This window comes from Streptomyces sp. CLV115 (genome assembly GCF_038448545.1).
In the GTDB taxonomy this organism is placed as follows: domain Bacteria; phylum Actinomycetota; class Actinomycetes; order Streptomycetales; family Streptomycetaceae; genus Streptomyces; species Streptomyces sanglieri.
The window spans coordinates 34,524-52,861 of record NZ_JBCEWQ010000032.1; the positions used below are offsets into that span (position 1 = coordinate 34,524).

An 18,338-nucleotide genomic window follows, 5' to 3' on the forward strand; every position below is an offset into this window, starting at 1 on the left:
GCGGGGAGAGCAACGCCTCAGCCCGGGGCTCCTGTCCGCCCGCCCCGTGATCGATCCACCGGGGCGGTCGGCGACGCCCTCCGTGGCCGGTCTGCCGTCGGCTGAAGGAGCGCCCGGCGATGGGCTTCGTCCTCGGCACCGAGGCCTGCTGTCATGCAGTCAGATGCCCAGTTGGAAGGCGTGCCCGTGCTGGGCCGCACCAGCGTTCACGGGAGGCTGTATCGACGGTATGACCTGTTGCAGGTCTCGTTCGATCCGCTGGGCCGTTCCACGGACATCATCTGGAACATTGCCTTTTTCCTGCACAAGGAGGTTGAAGATCGGAGTGTCTTGAAACATGGGAAAGCTGCTCTCTCGGACTTGTCTGCGGGTGCAGAAGAGATCGTCGTACCGGCCGAAGACTCCCCGTCGCCCTGGCCCCGGCTACGGAATTCGGTTCATCAGGACCCGGTCGGTCCGTGGTGTCCGTCCCGTGCCCCGGACCGGGGATGGGGCCGGACATCACTTGCGGGCGACGAAGCCCCACTGGTCGACGGGCTCAGCCACTTCTTCCTCCGGGCTCGGACGCCACAGGGAGATGGACCCGAATCCCGGGGTGATCAGTTCCATGCCGTCGGCGCTCGCGAGGATCTCCTCGGGCCGGCGCACGAGATAGGGCGGGGTGTCCCCCGAGGCGTACGCCTCCTGTGCGGCCAGCGTCTGCGGCGTGGCGACCGTGTCGCAGAGCACCAGATGACTGCCGGCCACGGTGCCGGCCATGTAGCGCCGCATGAGGTCGATGCCGGACTGGGGATCGACGTGCCCCAGCGTGGACAGCACCATGACGGCTATCGGCTGTGTCATGTCGAGGGTCTGCGCGGCCTCCTGGAGCACCTTTTCGGCGTCCACCATGTTCGCGTGCACGTAGTTCGTCACGCCTTCCGGAGCGCTCGTGAGGAGAGCGCGGGCGTGGGCCAGGACCAGGGGGTCGTTGTCGACGTAGACGATGCGCGCTTCCGGTTCGATGCTCTGCGCGACCTCGTGGGTGCTGTTCTGTACGGGGAGACCGGTCCCGATGTCGAGGAACTGGGTAATTCCTGCTTCGCCTGCCAGGTACCGCACGGCACGGGCCTGGAAGGCCCGCGAAGCCCGGGCGAGGTCTCGTGTCTGGGGATAGGTCGCGATGACCTGGTCTCCCAGCTCCTGGTCGACGGGGTAGTGGTCCTTGCCTCCGATCCAGTAGTTCCAGACTCGGGCCGAGTGGGGTACGCCACTGCGGATCTGGACTTCGAGATCAGGGTTCGTATTCATGTGAGACCTTGCTTCTTCCATGCATGTCGCGGATCTGTGCCGGCGCAGGTGCGCCGGGTCGTGCGGTGTCGTCGGCCGCGTGACGAAGCGCCGGCGCAGGTTGCCCGCCCGGGGGCTCCGCCGGATCGCAGCGGCTGTGCAGCCTGTTGATACGGAAGTCTCTCAGGCCGCGGCCCAAGTTGCCCCGGTCGTCGCCCCGTAGGGGCAGCCTGCTCTCCGAGCGAGTTCGTTGGCTGCGGCTGGGCCTCCCGTCCCGGCTCGACGAACATACGAACTGAGCATGTAGATATCACGGATGTGCGTGGGTGTGGGCAGGCCCGGCCAGTTCATGATTTGTGTACCCGAGGCGCGACGGCCTCCTCCTCCCGGCCCCCGAGAGGCGCGTGGCCGCCGTTCCGGAGGCAGTTTCCGGGATGTGCGTCTTCGTGGACAAGGCCCGACGGCAGGACGAAGCGAGGTCGTCGAGGGCCGATGTGAGCCGGTGCGCTCGTTGGGCGGGTGGCTCTTGCGGCTGTCCGGATTCATGAAGTTACGGAGGGTACGGCCGAGTTGCCCGGCGACGGGCTGGTTTCCGGGGCGGGCCGGTGCAGGCGCAAGAGCGTGCCGGAGGGGCCGGTACCCCATACGGCTCGTTCGCCCCTTCAGGGAGCGCCCCGCAACCCGGCGGTATGCACCACCTGGGGAATGACCTCCGCTCTCCCTCCTTGTGCGGGCTCTGTACCCCTACGAGTCCCACCGCATCGGGGTCCGCATGCGACACCAGGAGATATGCGGTACTCCTCGAATGAGGAGAAGCCGCTGTCGGCGCGTCGGCGTAGATGTTCGCACAATCGATTCCCTTCCGCCCTCGTCCGACTCGGCGCGGACAAGGACACCCGGGCGCAATGGGCCGGGCGTGCGGACCCGCTTGCTGTCATTCCAACTCTTACGAGCCTTGCGAGACGGAGGCAGTCGCCATGGAGACAGTCGTCACCGTAGGCCTCGACGGCTCACCCGAGAGCCTTGCCGCTGCCCGGTGGGCCGCCGATGAGGCCGAGCGGCGCAGGCTCCCGCTGCGTCTGCTGCACGCGTGGCCTCTGCTGGCGCCGGAGCCGACCCGCGTTCCCGCTGAGATGGATCAGAACTACTGGGCGAGGCGGATCGTGCACAAGGCGCGGGCGGAGCTCCAGACACGCCACCCAGGCCTTCCCGTCGTCGGCAGCCTGATTGCCGACGACGCCCAACACGCGCTGCTGCGAGCGGCGTCGGAGTCAGCGATGATCGTGCTCGGTTCGCGCGGCCTGGTGCCCGTCGAGAGCTATTTCCTCGGAGACATCAGCATGTCTGTCGTGGCACGGGCCGACGTGCCGGTGGTCCTGGTGCGCGCCGAAGCGAGCGAGCAAGGGTCACAACCCGCTCCAGTGGCGGAAGGCGGCGTCGTCGTGGCACTGAAACTGCACGGCCCCTGCGACGACCTACTCGAATTCGCTTTCGGTACCGCCGCAGCGCGAGGCGTGGCCCTTCGTGTGGTCCACGGCCAGAGTCTGCCACTGGTCGCATACGCGCCCTGGGGCGTGGATCACGACGTTTCGGAAGAGATCACCCGGGACGCGCAGAAGCGTGTCCACCAGATCCTCCTCCCCTGGCGTGACAAGTTCCCGCGCGTCGAGGTGAGCGACAGCATCGCTCTCGAAGCCCCTGCCAAGGCTGTCGTGCGGGCCGCCCGAGGAGCCGGTCTGCTTGCAGTCGGCCGACGCAGGAATCGCCCCGCCCTGTCGCACCTGGGCCCGGTCGCCCAGGCCGCCATTCATCACGCGCGCTGCCCCGTCGCCGTCGTCCCTCATGGCTGAGGTGGTGCACTCGGTACGTCGCCGACCCGGTGGGCCAGGTGTTCGGCGACGGACACCACGCCGTCGACGCTCCTGCACAGCCGCTCGATGATGGGAATCAGGCTCTGGAACTCGACGGATCCTTCGAGTGTCACCTCTCCCTGCCGGACCTCGGCCGTCACCGCCGAGGGAGCGAGGCCCAGCGTCTGCTGCAGCACATCACGGGTGATTTCCTCCCGGATGGCGTCATCGTGGCGGAGGAAGACCCGTAGCAGGTCCCTGCGGCTGACGATGCCCAGCAGCTTGTCCGTCTCGTCCACGACAGGCAGCCGTTTCACGTCCTGCACTTCCATGAGGCGGGCAGCCTCGACCACGGTCCAATCCGGACGCGCGCACACCGCGGGAGCCGACATCAGTTCCTCGGCCCTGGCCCCCTCGGCCTTGGCCCGCTCCCACGCCTCCAGGTGCGGAATGGGTGTCCGGCCGGTCGGATCGGTCAGGTCGGCGGACTTGCGCAGCAGGTCGGCCTCGGACACCACGCCCATGGGCCGGTCCAGTTCGTCCACCACGGGCATCGCGGTGACATCGTTCTCCGCCAGCAGTCTGACGATCTCCTTGAACGGCAGGTCACGCCGTGCCCGGACAACGTCTCGGGTCATGAGCTCTGCAACGGTTCGGTGGTGCATGTGACTCGCCTTTCAAGTAGTGCTGGTCAGAAGTGGTCATGCGTTCGGAAGTGGTCATGTGTCGAGCGGACCAGGAACCGGACGCCCACGGTTGAGCCGACCGGGGCTCGCCCTCGGGGCCGGTGGTCCCCGACGAACGTCCCGCTCGGCCCCACGGCATTGTGCTTTCCTCCTCGTACGACGGCACGCCGTGCGTGGCAGTCCGAGTACAGCGGAACGGTGACGACCATGCGAGCCCACCCCGGCGATCGCCCTGCCGTCGACAGTCCGGCCACCGCAACCAGCATCCACGTGTGGCCGGATCGCCGTCTCTTCCTTAACGTCGTGCCATGTCTGACGAGAAGAGTCCGGGTGGGCCGGGGAAGCTGCCGCGTTCGCTGTACGAGCGGGAGCTCTACCGGCTCCAGACCGAGCTCGTGAAGCTCCAGGAGTGGGTACGCGCCGAAGGCGCACGGCTCGTCGTGGTGTTCGAGGGACGTGACGCGGCGGGCAAGGGCAGCACGATCAAGCGCGTCGCCGAACACCTCAGTCCCCGGGTGGCACGGATTGTCGCGCTGCCACGGCCCACCGAGCGCGAGCGCGGCCAGTGGTATTTCCAGCGCTATGTCGAGCATCTTCCGGCCCCGGGGGAAGTGGTTCTGCTCGACCGGAGCTGGTACAACCGCGCCGGCGTCGAGCGCGTGATGGGTTTCTGCACCATGGAGGAACACCAGCGCTTCCTTCGCCAGTGCCCGATCTTCGAGCGCATGCTGGTGGAGGACGGCATTCTGCTGCGGAAGTACTGGTTCTCGGTCAGTGACGCGGTGCAGGAGGAGCGGTTCCGGCGCAGGCTGCGGGATCCCACCCGCCGGTGGAAGCTGTCCCCGATGGACCTGGAGTCGATCACCCGCTGGGAGGCATATTCGCGGGCGAAGGACGAGATGTTCGTCCACACCGACATCTCGGAGGCTCCGTGGTACGTCGTCGGGAGCGACGACAAGCGCCGGGCCCGGCTGAACATGATCGCCCATCTCCTGTCGACCGTGCCGTACGAGACGGTCGATCCACCGGTGATCGAACTGCCCCCGAGGCCTGCGTCCACCGGGTACCAGCGACCGCCCAAGGACCTTCAGACATACGTCCCCGACCACGCTTCAATGCTGGGGAGACGAGACGGGAAGGGCATCTGATCAGGGCACGAGAGGTATGACGGTCACCGGGCGGCCGGCGCGGCGGAACAGAGCACAGGCAACCCGGCCGTGCCGGAGTCCGGGGCGGCCCCGGCGGCGATGCGCTCCGACGTCGATCGGGGTCGCCGCACGTTCCTTGTGGCAGCGGTGCTCACTGACAGTGCGCCGGGGGCCGGCACGGTGGTGCGGGGCACGGCGCCATGCCCGTACGGCATCCGGTTCGCAGCCCCGCGCCCCGGCCCCGCGGAAGGGATCCGACCGTCGCCGCCCCGGCGTCCGGTTGGCCCACGAGGCGCCGGAGGCGATAGTGGAGGGACCGGGCGGCGGCCCGGTCCGGTCCTGCGATCGCGCGCGAGGAGCGCCCCGGCCGACAAGGCGGCCGGGTGCTTCGGGGGCGCGGAGCCCACCGAGGTCCGGACGGGCCTGCGGCAGGGGCCGGACGGCCCGTGTCCGTGAACCGGCTGCCCGGCGATGCCGACACCGGACACTACAGAGGAGGCCACCGATGAGCGGTTCTCCGACCCGCATCACCGCGGCCCTGCCCGCCCCGTACCGTGCTCGCCTGATGGGGGTCGGGCAGGAGGTCAATTTCGCCCAGGGGGTCCGGCTCTTCCAGGAAGGGGACCACGCGGACAGCTTCTGGATCCTGCGCTCGGGCACCGTCACGCTGGACATCCGTGTGCCGGGCAGTGCCCCGGTGGTGATCGACAGTCTCGGATCCGGCGAACTGGTCGGCTGGGCCTGGCTGTTCGAGCCCCGCATCTGGCACCTCGGAGCGGAGGCGATGACGCCTGTCCGTACCCATGAGTTCGACGCGACGACCGTACGCATGATGATGGACGCGGACCCCGCCTTCGGCTCGGCCATCGGCCATTGGGTCGGTCAGGTACTCGCCCACCGGCTGCAGGCCACTCGGATCCGTCTGCTCGATCTCTACGCCCCGCACGGCAGCGGCGGATTCGTGTGAGTACGCCGTCGCGCCACCGCCCAGGAGCCACGCCCGCACGCCCGAGGAGCACCCGGTGGCCACCTCCCCGTACACCGTCAGCGACGTCATGACCCACACGGCCGTGGCCATCGGCCGCGAGGCCTCGTACAAGGAGATCGTCGAGCTGATGCATCAGTGGAAGGTCAGCGCCGTGCCGGTCCTCGAAGGCGAGGGCCGCGTCGTCGGGGTCGTCTCCGAGGCGGACCTGCTGCCGAAGGAGGAGTTCCGGCAGGAGGACCCAGAGCTGCCCGGCCGGCCGGAGGAGGCGTCCAAGGCCAATGCCGTGTCGGCCGGGGATCTGATGTCGAGTCCGGCCGTCACCGTCCACCCCGGCGCCACGCTCGCCGAGGCCGCCCGGATCATGGCGCGCAAGCGCGTGAAACGACTGCCCGTCGTGAACGATCTCGGCATGCTGGAGGGCGTCGTGAGCCGCAGCGACCTCTTGAAGGTGTTCCTGCGCCCGGACGAGGAGATCGACGAGGAGATCCGGTCCGCGGTCGTCGCCGGACTCTCTCCCCCGGAGCAGGTGGAATTCACTGTCGTGGACGGTGTCGTGACCGTTCGGGGGCCGCTGCGGGACCGTTCCCTGGTACCGCTTCTGGCCCGGGCCGTTCGCGCGGTGGAAGGCGTCGTGGACGTACGCATGGAACTTGCCTGAGGCTTCCCGCGGCGAGCGGTTTCAGGAGGCTCGTCCCGGGACGAGGACGGCGGCGCCGGTGACCCGGTCGGCGGCCAGATCCCTCAGAGCCTGGTCGGCGCTGCTCAGCGGATACGGGCTGACGGTGACCCGCATGCCGATCCGTGCTGCCGTGTCCAGGAAGTCGCGGCCGTCCTGCCGGGTGTTGGAGGTGACGCTGCGCAGGTTCCGTTCCTCGAAGAGGTGGCGCCGGTAGTCGAGCACGGGGATGTCGGTGAGATGGATGCCCGCGACGGCGAGCGTGCCCGACCGGTCCAGCGCCTCCAGTGCCACGGGCACCAGATCGCCGACCGGTGCGAACAGGATCGCCGAATCCAGTGGCTCGGGCGGACGGTCGTAGGCGCCGCCCACCGATGCGGCACCCAGGTCGGCGGCGAGTTCACGGGCACGGGCCGAACGGGTCAGCACGTGCACGGTCGCTCCTTCGGCGAGGGCGACCTGCGCCGCCAGATGGGCCGAGGCCCCGAAGCCGTAGATCCCGAGCCGGCCGCCGGGCGGCAGGGCGCTGCGGCGCAGGGCCCGGTATCCGATGATCCCGGCGCACAGCAGCGGCGCCAGCAGCGCGGCGTCCTGGTCCTCCGGGAGCCGGTAGGCGTAGTCGGCCGGTACGAGGGCGATGTCGGTGAAACCGCCGTCCGCGTCCCAGCCGGTGTAGAGGGAGGCCGGGCAGAGGTTCTCGCGGCCGGCCTGGCAGTAGCGGCAGTGGCCGCAGGTGCTGCGCAGCCACGCCCCACCGGCCCGGTCACCGACCCGGAACCCGGTGACGGTCCCGCCGACGGCCGCCACCCGGCCGACGATCTCGTGGCCGGGAACGGTCGACGGGCGGTGCGGGGGAAGGTCGCCCTCGACAAGGTGCAGGTCGGTGCGGCACACACCGCACGCCTCCACCCGCAGCAGCAGTTCGCCCGGCCCCGGTGAGGGGACCGCCCGTCGCACACGCACCAGCGGGCCGTCCGCGATCGGGCCGGGGCTTCCCACGGCCCATCCGGTCAGCGTCTGCGAAGCCGACTCGCTCACCATGCTCCCAGCGTCGCGCCGGCATGCAGGTCGGGCAAACGCTCACGGCGGTACGGAGGGGGCCCGGCCGCCCGCCGCTCCGCGCGGCAACGGCGCCCCGTCCGTCGGGGCGCTGCCGAGGGCCCGCTCCTGCGCTCGGCGCGCCCGTGGCCGGTGGCCGTGTTGCCATGGAGAGGGCTCCCTGACGAAGGGATCCGTCATGAGCGGCACACCGTCCCTGGCAGATTGCCTGCGTTCGCTGCGGGCCGTGGTCTTCGACACCGACGGCGTGGTCGTCGATTCCGCGCGAATCCATGCGGCGGCCTGGCAGGGTGCCTTCGACGCCTGTCTTTCGGCTGCGGGCGGGCAGCGCCCGTTCGATCCGGTGACCGAGTATCTCCGGCATGTCGACGGCCGGTCACGGCTGGACGGGGCCGCCGGCTTCCTGGCCTCCCGGGGATTGGATCTGCCGCTCGGCGATCCCGACGACGCGCCGGGCACCGCCACGGTGTGGGCCGTCGCGGCCCGCAAGGAGGAACTGTTCACCGCGGGCGTGCGGGCGCACGGTGTCGCGGCCTGGCCGGGCACCGTCCGTCTGCTGCACGCACTGAGGCGTGAGCGGGTGCCCTGCGCCGCTGTCTCGGCGTCTCGCCACGCGACGGAGCTGATGACCGCGGCGGGTGTGATCCCGCTCTTCCGGCGTGTGGTGGACGGCAACGAGGCGCGCCGGCTGGGGCTTCCGGGCAAACCGGACCCGGCGCTCTTCCTGGAGGCGGCCCGGCGGCTGGGTGTTCCGGCTCGGGACACGGCGGTGCTGGAGGACGCCCTGGCCGGTGTCGAGGCCGGCCGGTGCGGCGGATTCGGTCTGGTGGTGGGAGTGGACCGTACGGTCGGAGGAGGCAATTCGGCCGCACTGCGCCGGCACGGCGCGGATGTGGTCGTGACCGACCCGGGCGAGCTGCTGACCCCCGGGACGGACTGATGTCCGCGGTCCGCGCCCGGTCACGCGTGGGCCGATGACCGGTCGAGCGATCCGGTCCCGCCGAGCGGACCCCGCCGGATCCGCCAGGAGTCGGCGCACGGCAGACGGAACCAGTGCTGCTCCCCCGCGGCCACGGTCACCCGCCGTCCACCGGGCAGGCACACGGTCAGTGGGGGAGCGAGCCGCGAGCCGGGCACGCGGATCGCCAGCCGGCCCGGCAGGAGCCGGACACGGATGCCGCTGTGCCCGCGGTAACAGAACGTGAACGTGCAGCGCGGCATCTCCCTGAGCGGAACGGGATCGATACGGAGCCCGTCCGGACCTGCCTCCAGCCCCGCGACGCCCCGTTCGACGAGATCGAGGGTGCCGGCCATGGCACCGAGGTGGATGCCTTCGCCGGTGGTGCCGCCCTGGATGTCCGCAACATCGCTGAGCAGGGCTTCCTCGAAGTACCGCCAGGCGTCCGGGCCTCTCTCCCGCGCGAGTACCCAGCCGTGCACCACGCTGCTGAGGGTCGAGCCGTGACTGGTGCGAGCCAGGTAGTGGCCGACCGTCGCGCGCCATGTCTCGTCGTCGAGCCGGTATCCGAGACGGCCGAACAGGGACCGCAGCTCGGCCGGGCGGAAGAGATAGCCGAGCATGAGTGTGTCGGCCTGCTTGGACGCCTGGTAGCGGTTGACCGTGTCCCCCTCGGACTCCAGTATCCGGTCGAGCCGTCGGATGTCGCGGTATCGGGAGCGGTAGGCGTCCCAGTCCAGTTCGGCCAGCTCGCCGTAGCCCTCGAACTGGCTGATCACACCGTCGTGGAACGGCACGTACAGCCGACGGGAGATGTCCTCCCAGCGGCTCAGCGTCGCGTCGTCCAGGCCGAGTCGCTCGGCCAGCTCCCGCCGACGGACCTCGGGGAGCCCGCCGAACACCTCAAGCGCGCGTGCGAGCACCCAGGCCGCGGTCACGTTGGTGTACGCGTTGTCGTCGATCCCGGGGGCGGCGGCCCCGGGATAGCCGTCGTGGTACTCGTCCGGGCCCACCACACCGCGGATGCGGTAGCGCTCACGACCGGCGTCGTACGTGGCCGCGGCACCCCAGTAGGCTGCGATGTCGAGCAACAGATCGGCCCCCGGCCCTTGGACGAATCCGGTGTCGCCGGTGCTCTGCCCGTACCGCCACACGTTCCGGGCAATGGCCGATCCGACATGGCGCTGCAAGTGCGAGTGGTCGGGCAGCCAGCGGCCGGAGTGGGGGTTGAGATGCAGCGTCTGCGCTTCCTCGGCACCCGAACTGCCGCTCTGCCAGGGGAACATCGCTCCTCGCAGGCCCGCCCTGCGGGCCGCTTCGCGGGCCGCGGGAAGGCGACGGTGGCGGTACATGAGCAGCGCCCGCGCCACTTCCGGGAAGTGCAGGGTGAGACAGGGCAGTACGAACAGCTCGTCCCAGAAGACATGCCCCCGGTACGCCTCGCCGTGCAGTCCCCTGGCGGGCACTCCGACGTCCAGCTCGGCCGTATGCGGGGACAGTGTCTGAAGGACGTGGAAGAGATGCAGCCGCAGGATGCGTCCCGCTTCACCGGGCACCCTCAACTCGCCCTGGCTCCAGAGGCGTTCCCAGGCCGCACGGTGGGAGGCCAGCAGCGTCTCGAACGACGCCGAGTGCGACACGTGCTCGACGGCGAGCGGCAGGGGATCGCCCGAGGGGCGGTCCAGCGACGTGTACAACGCGGCACACTTCACCACTGCGGCCGAATGCCCGCGGGCCACCGGCAGCCTGAAGCTCTGGACCGTTCCGGTCACGGTGCAGCTCGGTCCCACCGCCACGAGGGGCCGCGACGACGTGCGCACGGCGACGGCGATCCGTGTCCGGGACGAACGGGTACGGCAGGACAGCCAGGCCACGCCGTCCGCTTCGGCTCCGGCACGGTGGCCGGTGAGATGGTGTCCGTCCAGCCCCCGGTATCGCTCGACGCCGCTGTTGGTGACGTCACCGTCGATGACGGACTCGACCTCGACGGCCCCGCTCCAGCCGTACGCGTGGAAGGTGGTTCTCTGGGCGGCGAGATACGGGTCGCCCATGTGGACGAGTCTGGTGTGGGTGACGCCGAGCCGGCCGCCTCGGCCGTCCTGGAAGAACAGGTGACGGGTGAGGATGCCGCCGCGCAGATCGAGTGACACCTTGTGGTGCCGCAGGCTCGGGTGATCGGGGGTGAGCCAGTCCCCCGCCGGTCCGTCGTCCGGCAGGCACCGGTAGCGCAGGCGCGTCCAGTCGGGCAGGTTGACCATGTCCTCGTTGCCGACCCGTTCTCCCGCGATCTCCGAGACGAGCCGGTCGTAGCACCCGGCCGCGTAGGTGCCTGGGCAGTGCACCGCGTCGGCGGGCGACTCGGGCGCGGAGCCCCTGGTGGCGAACCTGCCGTTGCCGAGGGTGCACAGGGCTTCGACCGTCCGCTCCGCCTTGGGGTCGTAACCCTTGAAGTCCCAGGCACACGCGGTACTCATGGCTCAGCCGGGGCGACGATCTCGTTGTGCTGCGGTCCTCCCCGCGCCACCTTGAGCGCGCCGGTGTCCGCGACGCGGCCTCCGGGCCGGACCGTGCGGGGGCACGTCTCGAAGGCCTCGGGCACGCCGACGGCCTCGTGCCTCAGCACCCGGCCGGGAACCACTTCGGGCACATCTCCCCTGATGATGTGCAGGTCGGTCCCGCGGACGGTGACGACATGGACGCGGATCACCGCGTCGGCCGCGTCATTGACCGTCGGATCCGGAACGTCGGCCGTCGGATCCGGAACGTCCTGCCACGCGATCCGTCCCGGGCGCCGGAAATCGAGTGCCTTCACGATGCCGCCCCTCTTCCTGTGTCTCCCGGTGAGGTTCTCCCCCAGGCTGGCCCGGCGCGGGTCCGCTCCACATGGGCCGGTCGGTCCCTGCCAGGGCCTTTCGGGCCCCTCCCGTCCCGGTTGCAGGGATGTGACGGTGAAGACGTTGCCACCCACCGAAGGGGGGTCGGCGATGTCCGAGGCAGAAGTACACCTGGCCGAGCCCGGGGCGCGACCCGCGCTGCTGCGGATTCTCGGCGGCGTCCGGACCGTCACCGGCAGCAAGTTCCTCATCGAGAGCGACCATGCCCGGACCCTCCTCGACTGCGGCCTCTTCCAGGGTTTCGCGGACCTGCGCCGCCGCAACTGGGCGAAGCTGCCGTGCCACGCCTCGTCCGTCCACGCCGTGGTCATCACCCATGCCCACCTGGACCGAAGCCCCTCGGCACCGGACCGACCGTGAACTGGGCCGGACAGCGGCCGTACCCGGGCCCGGAGAGGCCGTCCCGGTCCGCCGACCGGCGGCGGTCGGGCACTCACCCCGCACCCATCGAGGAACCTGCCATGGCTTCCACCCGATACACCGTCGACGACGTCATGACAAAGACCGTCGTCACCGTCACACCCGACACGGAATTCAAGGAGATCGCCGATGCCATGGAGCGGTGGAAGGTCACCGCCGTGCCTGTCGTCGACGAGGGAGGCTCCGTCGTCGGCGTCGTCTCCGAGGCCGACCTGCTCCCCAAGGAGGAGTTCCACGAACGCCCGCCCGGCATGATCGACCAGATGCGCCGCCTGGGCGACACCGCCAAGGCCGGCTCGGTGCGGGCCGGGGAACTGATGACCGGCCCGGCCGTCACGATCGAGCCCGGCGCGTCCCTCCCCCGGGCCGCCCGGCTCATGGCCGGCCGGCGCATCAAGCGCCTCCCGGTGGTCGACGCCGACGGCAGGCTCAAAGGCATCGTCAGCCGCGCCGATCTGCTCAAGATCTTCCTGCGCCCCGACGACGACCTCGCCGCCGAGATACGCCACGAGGTCGTAGACCGCCTGTTCCCGAACTCGCGCCGGGATGTGAAGGTCGGCGTCACCGGGGGTGTCGTCCTGCTCACCGGCCGCGTCCCCGACTCCGCTCTCATTCCCGTCGCCGCCCGGCTCGCTCAGTCCGTGGAGGGCGTCGTCGGTGTGGAGTGCCGCCTCGAAGGCCCGGAATCGGCCTAGGGCCTTTCGCCGGGGGAACGGTGGTGTCTCTGCCGAGGAGCCACCCGGGACCGGGCGAGGGACCAACGGCCCATACACACCGGGCGGCGATCCGCTCCATGCTGATGGCATCGCCCTTCCCGACGCCCGGGAGACCCGCCATGCCCACCGAAACACTCGAAGACAGCACACTGGTCGACCTCGTCGCCGATGCCACTGCCGCCCCGTCCATGCACAACGCCCAGCCCTGGATCTTTCACTACGGACGCCACAGCCACACCCTCACACTCCGGGCCGACTTCGAGCGCGCGATGCCGGAGGCCGACCCCTGCGCCCGCGCTCTGCACATCGGCTGCGGCGCGGCCCTGCTCAATCTGCGGGCGTCCGCCTCCCACCACGGACTGGACGCGGCAACCGCACTGCTGCCCGTGCCGTCGGACCCCGCCGTACTGGCCGCCGTCCGACTGGATGTCCACCCCGACGCGCCACAGGAACCCGCCGATGAGGTCCTCGCCGTGCTGCACCCGGCGATCAAGGACCGGCACACGAGTCGCCACCCGTTCGACGAGCGGCCGGTCCCCGACGACGTCCGGGAACGCCTCGCCGAAGCGGCCCGTACCGAGGGAGCGGACTTCGCGTTCCTCACCCCCATCCACCTGGAGACGGTGCTCGGCCTGATCCGGGACGCCGAGGGGTACGACCGCGGTGACCCGGCGCGGGAGGCGGAGCAGCGGCGCTGGACGCGGAACGCGAGGAGCGAGGCTCCCGTGGACGGCATTCCCGACTACGCCTTCGGTCCCCGCGACGCCTCCGAACGAGCCACCACCCGCGACTTCGCCGGGACCGGGGTCCTGCCGGGCCGGGCCCGTGTCCTGTTCGAGAACCGGCCTCAGCTGGCTCTGCTGAGCACGCCGGGCGACCGCCCCGCGGACTGGCTGCTCGCCGGTCAGGCCCTGGAACGCGTTCTGCTCACTGCCACGCTCGACCAGGTGTCCACGTCGTTCGCGACTCAGCCCCTGGAATGGCCGGACCTGCGCTGGATCCTGCGCGACCCGGTCTTCGGTACGGGACACCCGCAGATGATCATCCGTCTGGGGTACGGGCCGCGCGGGCCCCGCACACCACGACGCCCCCTCGACCACGTACTGACCATCGAACCGTAGAAACCACGACCGCGGACAACGCAACAGGCAGCCATCCTTGGCAGGAAGGGCGGTGGGAGCCATGCAGCTCCCCACAGTCGTCGGAGCGGACGGACCGGAGGGCAGCCTCCGTGCCCTGGACCGGGCCGCGGCGGAAGCGTCGCGCTCACGGCTTCCGCTCCGCGTCGTCCACGCGTCGTTGTGGGAGCACTGCGAAGGCATGCGTCCCGCCTTCGGCACCGGGCGCCCCGCCGAGCAGATCCTCGCCGAGCACCTCGTCGCGTCCGCGCAGGAACGTGTGCACCGCCGCCACCCGGCGTACCTCGGCAGGCCTCGTCGTCACGGAGGGCATCCAGCCGCCCGTGGTGGGCCAGGGCCATCGGGCCAGGGCCGCCCCGCCGGTCCGGGTCGGCCGCGTCCGTACCGCCCTCGCGCCGATCCGGTTCCACCGCTGCCGGGTTGCCGTCGGCCCGACGCGCGGTACCGCCCCCGAGCGAGCCCTGACCGCACGCACCTTCGACCTCGCGGTGTTACAAAGGGCACTGGTTAGTCGTTTCGGCCGATTCCGGAGCGCAGATATGCGGTCACTCACGGGCAAGCACCCCAGGAGCCTCGCAGGCCAGGTCTTCGCCCTGCAGGTGGTTGTGGTCGTGCTCCTCGTCGCCGCTTCGGTACTGGCGCTCGTAGTGCAGGCCCGGCACGACAGCACCACGGAGGCGAGAAACCGCTCCGTCGCCGTCGCGCAGACGTTCGCTCACTCACCGGGCGTCCTGACCGCGCTGAAGGCTCCCGACCCTTCCAAAGTGCTCCAGCCACTCACCGAGGCGGGGCGGAAGGCGGCGGGCGTCGACTTCATCGTGGTGCTGAACACGAAAGGGATCCGCTACACGCACCCCCGGCCCGAGCTGATCGGGAAGAAGGTCGTCGCCACCATCGCGCCGGCGCTGGCCGGCCACGTGTACACCGAGACGGTCAACGGCCCGCTCGGCCGCGAGGCGCAGGCGATCGTCCCCGTCCACGATCACGCGCGAGTCGTCGCCCTGGTGGCCGCCGGCATGAGGGTCGAGAAAGTGACCGGAGCGGTGGCACGGCAGATTCCGATCATCCTCGGTGCAGGAGCAGTCGCGCTCGGAGTGGCCACGAGCGGAACTGCCCTGGTGACCGGGCGGCTGCGGCGGCAGACCCACCGTCTGGGCCCTGCCGAGATCCATCGCATGTACGAGCACCACGACGCGGTGCTGCACGCCGTGCGCGAAGGCGTGCTCATCGTCGGCGAGGACGGCCGGCTGCTGCTGGCCAACGACGAGGCCAGACGGCTGCTGGATCTGCCGCTCGACGCCGAGGGGCGACGCATCTCGGACTTGTCCAGCCTTGACCCCGGCATGCTGGAGCTGCTGACGTCGAGGCGGACGGCCACGGACGAAGTGCACCTCGCGGGGAGCCGGCTGCTCGCGGTGAACCAGCGGCCCACGGACCGTGACGGTGGCCCCCAGGGGACGGTCGCGACCTTGCGTGACTCCACAGAGCTGCGGGTGCTGTCCGGCAGGGCGGAGAACGCCCGCGAGCGGCTGCGGCTGCTGTACGACGCGGGTCTCGGGATCGGTACCACCCTCGATGTGGTGCGCACGGCCGAGGAACTGACCGAGATCGCGGTCCCCCGGCTCGCCGACTTCGCCACCGTCGATCTTGCCGAACCGGTCCTCCACGGGGACGAGCCGACCAGTACGGGCGCGGACATGCGCCGCACCGCTGTACACGGCATCCGTGACGACCATCCCCTGTACAAAATCGGCCGGCTGATCGACTTTCTCCCCTCCACGCCACAGGCACAGGTCTTCGCCACCGGCCGGCCGAAGCTGGTGCCCGACCTGTCCGCCGCACCCGGCTGGCTCGCCCAGGACCCCGAGCTGACGCGGACGATCGTCGATTACGGCATCCATACGCTCATGACGGTGCCTCTCCAGGCCCGGGGCGTCATCCTGGGCATGGCCAACTTCTGGCGCTCCGAGAAGCCCCAGCCGTTCGAGGAGGACGACCTGTCCCTGGCCGAGGAACTGGTCGCACGGGCAGCCGTCAGCATCGACAACGCCCGCCGCTACACCCGTGAGCACGCCATGGCCGTGACTCTGCAACGCAGCCTGCTCCCGCGGGCCCTGCCCGAACAGAGCGCGCTCGATGTCGCCCATCGCTACCTGCCCGCGCTCTCCGGCGTGAGCGGCGACTGGTTCGACGTGATCCCGCTCCCGGGCAGCCGGGTGGCGCTGGTCGTCGGGGATGTCGTCGGCCACGGCCTGCACGCGGCCGCGACGATGGGACGGCTGCGTACGGCCGTGCACAACTTCTCCACACTCGACCTGCCGCCCGACGAGATCCTCCGCCACCTCGACGACCTGGTCGGGCGCATCGACCAGGAGGAGGCGGGAACCGCCGCCGACGCGGGGATCACAGGAGCCACCTGCCTGTACGCGATCTACGATCCCGTCTCCCGCCACTGCGCCATGGCCCGTGCCGGGCATCTCCCGCCCGCACTGGTCCGGCCCGACGGCAGTGTGTCGTTCCCCGACCTGCCGGCCGGCCCGCCCCTGGGCCTGGGCTCCATACCGTTCGAGACGGCCGAACTGGAGGTGGCGGAGGGGACGCAGTTCGTCCTCTACACCGATGGGCTCGTCGAGGACCGCACCCGGGACATCGACGTGGGGATCGAGCTGCTGCGTCAGGCCCTGGCGGGCCATCCCGACCGGTCGCCGGAGGAGAGCTGCCAGGCAGTCCTCGACGCGCTCCTGCCGGACCGGCCCAAGGACGATGTGGCCCTGCTCATCGCCCGGACGCGGGCGATCCCGCCCGACCATGTCGCCGGCTGGGACGTGCCGTTCGATCCTGCCGCTGTGGCGGGAATGCGTGCTGCCGCGGCAGAACAAGCCGACGACTGGGGCCTGTCCGAGCTTGCGTTCGCCACGGAACTGCTGCTCAGCGAGTTGATCACCAACGCCATCCGTTACGGCTCCGCGCCGGTCACCGTACGACTGCTGTACGACCGCACCCTGACCTGCGAGGTGGCCGACAGCAGCAACACCTCGCCCCATCTGCGTGATGCCGCCGCGCTGGACGAAGGGGGCCGCGGTCTGTTCCTCGTGGCACAGCTGGCCGAGCGCTGGGGCACCCGTTACACCCCCCGGGGAAAGGTCATCTGGGCGGAGATGTCGCTGCCCCGGCCCGACGGGAGCCCGGACGGCACAGCGTGGTCGGACATACTCGACGCGGAACTCTGACCGCCGGACCGGCAGGTCCCCCGAAAGGAGCGATTCCGGCAGTTCGGCCTCCACCTCGTCCCATTCCTCGACCGTCGGACCGTGCCCGACGGACGGGGCACGCACCGACGACTGTGCTCCGGCAGCCACTGCGGGGCCACCAGGGGCGGAAACGAGCCGGGCCCCGCCAATCGTGGCAGCGGAGAGGGCGGCAGCACGACGCGGCTCGGCGTCGGAGTGGGCGAGGAGCATCCAGTGGACGACGACCCCCTCGCGCCGGTCGGCCGAGCGACCCTCCGTAAGCGCGCATATCGTTCGGAAGGGGAGCATGCAGATCGCGCGGAGCGGGCGGGCGGTGCACGCCGTCGGCCAGAAACGGAGGCCGACGAGTCGCTGGGCCGGGCGGTGCCAGACTCGTCGCCGAGGCAGTGGCGCACCGCCCGTACGGAACGCGGAAACGCTGCCGCAGTTGTACGTCCCCGGGCTGAGTCTCCCCGAGGCCCGACCGGACCGGAGAACGGGACCGTTCGACCCTGGCGCGGTCCGTCCGTACGAACGGACGATGACGAGACGGGACTGCGCACCCCCTTGGAGCCGAGGAGGGCCACCATGAGCGACGACGCGGGGTTCTCGGCGCAGAGGCCGATCCGCGTGTTCCTGCTGGACGACCATGAGGTGGTCAGGCGCGGCGTGCAGGATCTGCTGGACGCGGAACCCGACATCGAAGTCGTCGGCGACGCCGGCACGGCCGATCACGCGCTGGCGCGCGGCCCGGCGCTCCGTCCCGACGTCGCGATTCTGGATGTGCGGCTGCCGGACGGCGACGGGATCACGGTCTGCCGTGAGCTGCGCTCCCGGATGCCTGAGCTGGCCTGCCTGATGCTCACCTCGTTCGACGACGACGAAGCACTGCTGGACGCGATCATGGCCGGCGCGGCCGGCTACGTACTGAAGGAGATCAAGGGCTCGGACCTCGTCACCGCCGTCCGCACACTGGCATCCGGGCGCTCGACCCTCGACCCGTCCACAACGGCACGGCTGATGAACAGCCTGCGCGAGGAGGAGACCGGTTCCGGCTCCGAGGAGGACGACGCGCTGGCGGGACTGTCCCCGCGGGAGAAGGACGTCCTCGCACTGATCGGTGAAGGGCTGACCAACAGCCAGATCGGCAAGCGCCTCTATCTGTCGGAGAAGACGGTCAAGAATCACATCTCCCGCCTGCTGGCGAAGCTCGGTGTCGAGCGCCGTATCCAGGCGGCGGTGATCGCCGCCCATGCCACCGAAGCCACCCCGCCCGGTGCCGGGCACCATCAGAGCTGACCGTAC

16 protein-coding genes are annotated in these 18,338 nt (G+C 70.4%); 11 read left to right on the forward strand and 5 right to left on the reverse strand.

Features of this window, described 5'->3' with window-relative positions; all coding sequences use genetic code 11:
• Positions 1-501: 501 nt before the first annotated feature.
• Positions 502-1,290, reverse strand: a complete 789-nt coding sequence (locus tag AADR41_RS14320) for an SAM-dependent methyltransferase (RefSeq protein WP_342281762.1) — start codon at positions 1,288-1,290, stop codon at positions 502-504.
• A gap of 956 nt (positions 1,291-2,246) precedes the next feature.
• Here AADR41_RS14320 and AADR41_RS14325 point away from each other — a divergent pair.
• Positions 2,247-3,119: a universal stress protein gene (locus tag AADR41_RS14325; RefSeq protein ID WP_342281763.1), complete on the forward strand. Its 873-nt coding sequence runs from the start codon at positions 2,247-2,249 to the stop codon at positions 3,117-3,119.
• Here the strand turns inward: AADR41_RS14325 and AADR41_RS14330 are convergent.
• A complete protein-coding gene (locus tag AADR41_RS14330) occupies positions 3,110-3,784 on the reverse strand; it encodes a CBS domain-containing protein (protein WP_342281764.1) in 675 nt (224 codons plus the stop codon). The two genes, AADR41_RS14325 and AADR41_RS14330, sit on opposite strands and share 10 nt — an antisense overlap.
• A gap of 329 nt (positions 3,785-4,113) precedes the next feature.
• Between AADR41_RS14330 and ppk2 the strand changes: the two genes are divergently transcribed.
• The 3 genes from ppk2 to AADR41_RS14345 all read left to right on the forward strand — a co-directional run bounded on the left by ppk2 (position 4,114) and on the right by AADR41_RS14345 (position 6,599).
• Positions 4,114-4,953, forward strand: coding sequence for a polyphosphate kinase 2 (gene ppk2, locus AADR41_RS14335; RefSeq protein ID WP_342281765.1), 840 nt, complete (start codon positions 4,114-4,116; stop codon positions 4,951-4,953).
• A 505-nt stretch (positions 4,954-5,458) separates the two neighbouring features.
• Positions 5,459-5,920 carry a cyclic nucleotide-binding domain-containing protein gene (locus tag AADR41_RS14340; protein ID WP_342281766.1) on the forward strand — a complete coding sequence of 154 codons (462 nt, stop codon included), beginning with the start codon at positions 5,459-5,461 and terminating at the stop codon, positions 5,918-5,920.
• Between the two features lie 55 nt (positions 5,921-5,975).
• Positions 5,976-6,599 carry a CBS domain-containing protein gene (locus tag AADR41_RS14345; RefSeq protein ID WP_342281767.1) on the forward strand — a complete coding sequence of 208 codons (624 nt, stop codon included), beginning with the start codon at positions 5,976-5,978 and terminating at the stop codon, positions 6,597-6,599.
• A gap of 21 nt (positions 6,600-6,620) precedes the next feature.
• On the opposite strand, the gene AADR41_RS14350 is transcribed toward AADR41_RS14345, so the two are convergent.
• The gene (locus AADR41_RS14350) at positions 6,621-7,658 is read right to left on the reverse strand and encodes a zinc-binding alcohol dehydrogenase family protein (protein ID WP_342281768.1); all 1,038 of its coding nucleotides are present in this window, start codon (positions 7,656-7,658) and stop codon (positions 6,621-6,623) included.
• A gap of 196 nt (positions 7,659-7,854) precedes the next feature.
• Here AADR41_RS14350 and AADR41_RS14355 point away from each other — a divergent pair, with 196 nt between their 5' ends.
• Positions 7,855-8,616 (forward strand): HAD family hydrolase, encoded by a 762-nt coding sequence (locus AADR41_RS14355; protein WP_342281769.1) that lies wholly within the window; start codon positions 7,855-7,857, stop codon positions 8,614-8,616.
• 20 nt (positions 8,617-8,636) lie between these two features.
• Here AADR41_RS14355 and AADR41_RS14360 read toward each other — a convergent pair whose 3' ends face one another.
• Positions 8,637-11,108, reverse strand: a complete 2,472-nt coding sequence (locus AADR41_RS14360) for a glycoside hydrolase family 65 protein (RefSeq protein ID WP_342281770.1) — start codon at positions 11,106-11,108, stop codon at positions 8,637-8,639.
• On the reverse strand, positions 11,105-11,446 hold the full coding sequence (locus AADR41_RS14365; RefSeq protein WP_446751039.1) for an alcohol dehydrogenase catalytic domain-containing protein: 342 nt from the start codon (positions 11,444-11,446) through the stop codon (positions 11,105-11,107). The genes AADR41_RS14360 and AADR41_RS14365 overlap by 4 nt, the downstream gene beginning before the upstream one ends.
• 172 nt (positions 11,447-11,618) lie before the next feature.
• On the opposite strand from AADR41_RS14365, the gene AADR41_RS14370 reads away from it, so the two are divergent.
• From AADR41_RS14370 to AADR41_RS14395, 6 genes are all read left to right on the forward strand, one after another.
• Positions 11,619-11,888 (forward strand): MBL fold metallo-hydrolase, encoded by a 270-nt coding sequence (locus AADR41_RS14370; RefSeq protein WP_342281771.1) that lies wholly within the window; start codon positions 11,619-11,621, stop codon positions 11,886-11,888.
• A 101-nt stretch (positions 11,889-11,989) separates the two neighbouring features.
• Positions 11,990-12,643, forward strand: a complete 654-nt coding sequence (locus tag AADR41_RS14375; RefSeq protein WP_342281772.1) for a CBS domain-containing protein — start codon at positions 11,990-11,992, stop codon at positions 12,641-12,643.
• Positions 12,644-12,783: 140 nt separating this feature from the next.
• Positions 12,784-13,785 carry an Acg family FMN-binding oxidoreductase gene (locus AADR41_RS14380; protein ID WP_342281773.1) on the forward strand — a complete coding sequence of 334 codons (1,002 nt, stop codon included), beginning with the start codon at positions 12,784-12,786 and terminating at the stop codon, positions 13,783-13,785.
• Positions 13,786-13,846: 61 nt separating this feature from the next.
• On the forward strand, positions 13,847-14,314 hold the full coding sequence (locus AADR41_RS14385) for a universal stress protein (RefSeq protein ID WP_342281774.1): 468 nt from the start codon (positions 13,847-13,849) through the stop codon (positions 14,312-14,314).
• 28 nt (positions 14,315-14,342) lie between these two features.
• The gene (locus tag AADR41_RS14390) at positions 14,343-17,033 is read left to right on the forward strand and encodes a SpoIIE family protein phosphatase (RefSeq protein WP_342281775.1); all 2,691 of its coding nucleotides are present in this window, start codon (positions 14,343-14,345) and stop codon (positions 17,031-17,033) included.
• A 588-nt stretch (positions 17,034-17,621) separates the two neighbouring features.
• Positions 17,622-18,332 carry a response regulator transcription factor gene (locus AADR41_RS14395; RefSeq protein ID WP_342281776.1) on the forward strand — a complete coding sequence of 237 codons (711 nt, stop codon included), beginning with the start codon at positions 17,622-17,624 and terminating at the stop codon, positions 18,330-18,332.
• Positions 18,333-18,338: the final 6 nt, after the last annotated feature.